Here is a 3,060-nt window from a genome sequence, read left to right as displayed (position 1 = left end):
TGGAAAAAATGCTGATGTTACAGCAGATTTTTATCGAACAGATTTCGAAAATCAAATTGTGACGGATATCGATTATTCAGCGCGCCAAGTTAGGTTTTATAATTTAGAAGGAGATTCGTATGCAAATTCGTTCCAATTCGATTTTAATTATAATCCATTTACGCATTTCAAAATTAGAGCATCATACAAATATTATGATATAGCAACCGATTATGAAAACGGAAAATTAGAACGTCCATTGCAAGCGAAGCATCGTTTCTTTACAAATCTTGAATATGAAACACATGAAAGAAATGGAAGAAATTGGCGTTTTGATGCGACGTATAATTGGATTGGAAAACAGCGTTTACCAAATACATCAGATAATTTGCCAGAAAATCAGTTGAATGAATATTCGAATCCATTTGGGACAATTAATTTCCAGATTACACGTGTTTTTTCAAAACATTTTGAAGTATATATTGGAGGAGAAAATGTAACGAATTATCAACAACATCGCGTAATTTTAGGAGCAGATAATCCTTTTGGTTCAAATTATTTCGATAGTTCGATTGTTTATGCACCAATTTTTGGACAAATGTATTACGCTGGATTAAGATTTAGTTTAAAATAAAAATCATAAAAAATATAAAATAATGAAAAAATTATTAGCCTTTGCTTTGGTTGCGACTTTAGGAATTAGCGCACAAGCACAAAATAAAAATGCGAAACACGATTTACACGTTAAAGGAAATTGTGGACAATGTAAAGACCGTATTGAAAGAGCGGCTTATGGTGTAAAAGGCGTAAAATCTGCTGAATGGGATAGTAATACGCAAAATTTACATATTATATTGAATGAAAAAAAGAGTAAAGTGGATGATGTAGAAAACGCTGTAGTAGCGGTTGGACACGATACTGATAATAAACGTGCAGAAGAAAAAGTGTACGGAAGTTTACCTTCTTGTTGTTCGTATGATCGTGAAGGTTCAGCTGGGGAAGCTAACACGCATAGTCATTAAAAGATTTTAAAATATAAAAAAATCCATCTCATTTGAGATGGATTTTTTTATATCATTTGATTTTCAATTACTGAAACATATCTTTCACACGTTCAAAGAATGATTTTTCATTTTTCGAAGGTTCTGGTGAGAAATGATCATCGTCTCTCATTTTTTCAAAATACGCTTCTTGATCTTTCGATAAATGAGTTGGTGTCCAAATGTTAACATGCACAAATAAATCACCTTTTCCGTAACCGTTCAAATCTGGTAAACCTTGACCTTTTAAACGTAATACTTTTCCTGATTGAGTTCCTTTGTCAACTTTAATTTTCACTTTTCCGTTAACCGTCGGAATTTCTTTCGAAGCACCTAAAACAGCATCAGGAATAGAAACATACAAATCAAAATGTAAGTTGTTTCCATCACGTTTTAATGTATCGTGTTCTTCTTCTTCAATCAAAACAAGTAAATCACCAGGAATACCATCAAAAGGCGCATCGTTACCTTTTCCACGAACTTGTAATTGAATTCCTTCTCTTGCTCCAGCAGGAATTTTAAGATCGATTGTTTCCTCAACTTTGATTAATCCTTGATTATTTGCTCCCGAAGGAATTTTGTCTGCAACTTTTCCTACTCCTTGACATGTTCCACAAGTTGTAGCAGTTTGCATTTGTCCTAAAAATGTGTTGGTAACACGAACTTGTTGTCCAGAACCGCCACAAGATGGACATGTTTTAGATGTAACGCCATCTGCTTGTTTAAAACGTTTAACTTTTACTTTCTTTTCGCAACCGTTAACCATTTCTTCTAAGTTCAATTTTACGCGAATACGCAAATCAGAACCTTTCATTCGACGTGGACCACGAGATTGACCTCCAAATCCACCACCGAATCCTCCGCCTCCAAAGATATCGCCGAAATGAGAGAAAATATCTTCCATATTCATTCCGCCGCCACCGCCGAATCCTGCGCCAGCAGCTCCGCCCATTCCTGCATGTCCGAATTGGTCGTAACGTGCACGTTTGTTGTCGTCGCTTAAAACTTCGTAAGCTTCTGCAGCTTCTTTAAATTTATCTTCTGCCTCTTTGTCACCAGGATTTTTGTCAGGGTGATATTTGATGGCAAGTTTACGATAGGCTTTCTTGATATGCTCTGATGTTGCAGATCTTTCGACCTGCAATATTTCGTAATAATCTCTTTTTGATGACATTTTCTTAATCTAAATTATAATCCAACAACAACTTTAGCGTAGCGAACTACCACATCATTTAATAAATAACCCGTTTCTACAACGTCTACAATTTTTCCTTTTAAATCCTCTGTTGGAGCAGTAATTTGAGTAATTGCTTCGTGTAAATCAGTATTGAAATCGTCTCCAGCTTTAGTTTCCATTTCTTTCAAACCTTTTGCACGTAACGTTTCTACTAATTTATTATTGATTAATTCAACACCTTGATGTAAGCTGTCGTCTCCAGACTTTTCAATTTGATTTAAAGCGCGTCCAAAATCGTCTAAAACAGGCAATAAAGACGTAATAACTTCTTTATTTGCTGTCTTGAAAATGTCCATGCGTTCGCGCGAAGTACGTTTTTTGAAGTTGTCAAACTCTGCAAATAAGCGTAAATATTGGTCTTTTTCTTTTGCTAATTGTTCCTTAACAATTTCTAATTCTGACTTTCCAGCAGTTTCTTCTTGTGGTTGTTCTACAGTGTTATCACTCTCTTGAACGTTTTCTTGAAGATTCTCGTTCTCTAATTCTTCGTGTATATTTTGGTCAGACATATTCTTATTAGTTTTTTTGTTTCTGATTGAATCAAATAGTTTGCCAATGCCCATTATGTGTCGTTTTGTCAGATTTTAAATAAAAAAGAAGCACTTCTGTCGCGAGAAGTGCTTCGGTAAATGTATAAAGTTTTTTTTGATTTGAGTTTTACTTTGAGGATGCGAAGTTGAAATGAATTCAACTTGACAAAGAGCGTATAAAAAAACATTTTATTCTTTACAATTATCTTAGCCTGTCTTTTTGTCTTTCCATTTTTTTGGAAAAAAATTAGTATAACCCGTTGTGCATTTTGAT

At 34.4% G+C, this 3,060-nt stretch carries 3 protein-coding genes and 1 pseudogene; 2 read left to right on the top strand and 2 right to left on the bottom strand.

The features are described from left to right. Positions 1-613 (top strand): annotated as a pseudogene (locus B2X73_RS10150) (TonB-dependent receptor); the annotation flags it as partial. A 22-nt stretch (positions 614-635) separates the two neighbouring features. After that, positions 636-1,001 carry a heavy-metal-associated domain-containing protein gene (locus B2X73_RS10145; protein ID WP_221856639.1) on the top strand — a complete coding sequence of 122 codons (366 nt, stop codon included), beginning with the start codon at positions 636-638 and terminating at the stop codon, positions 999-1,001. 67 nt (positions 1,002-1,068) lie between these two features. On the opposite strand, the gene dnaJ is transcribed toward B2X73_RS10145, so the two are convergent. Further along, positions 1,069-2,193 carry a molecular chaperone DnaJ gene (gene dnaJ, locus B2X73_RS10140; protein WP_286495821.1) on the bottom strand — a complete coding sequence of 375 codons (1,125 nt, stop codon included), beginning with the start codon at positions 2,191-2,193 and terminating at the stop codon, positions 1,069-1,071. Between the two features lie 14 nt (positions 2,194-2,207). Next, entirely contained in the window at positions 2,208-2,765 is a 558-nt protein-coding gene (locus B2X73_RS10135; protein WP_286495822.1) for a nucleotide exchange factor GrpE, read from the bottom strand. Positions 2,766-3,060 lie beyond the last annotated feature (295 nt).

The sequence above is a fragment of the Empedobacter sp. UBA7252 genome (assembly GCF_002472765.1).
Classification (GTDB): domain Bacteria; phylum Bacteroidota; class Bacteroidia; order Flavobacteriales; family Weeksellaceae; genus Empedobacter; species Empedobacter falsenii_B.
Note: the sequence above shows the minus strand (reverse complement) of the source record. Positions and strands in the feature narration are given on the sequence as shown.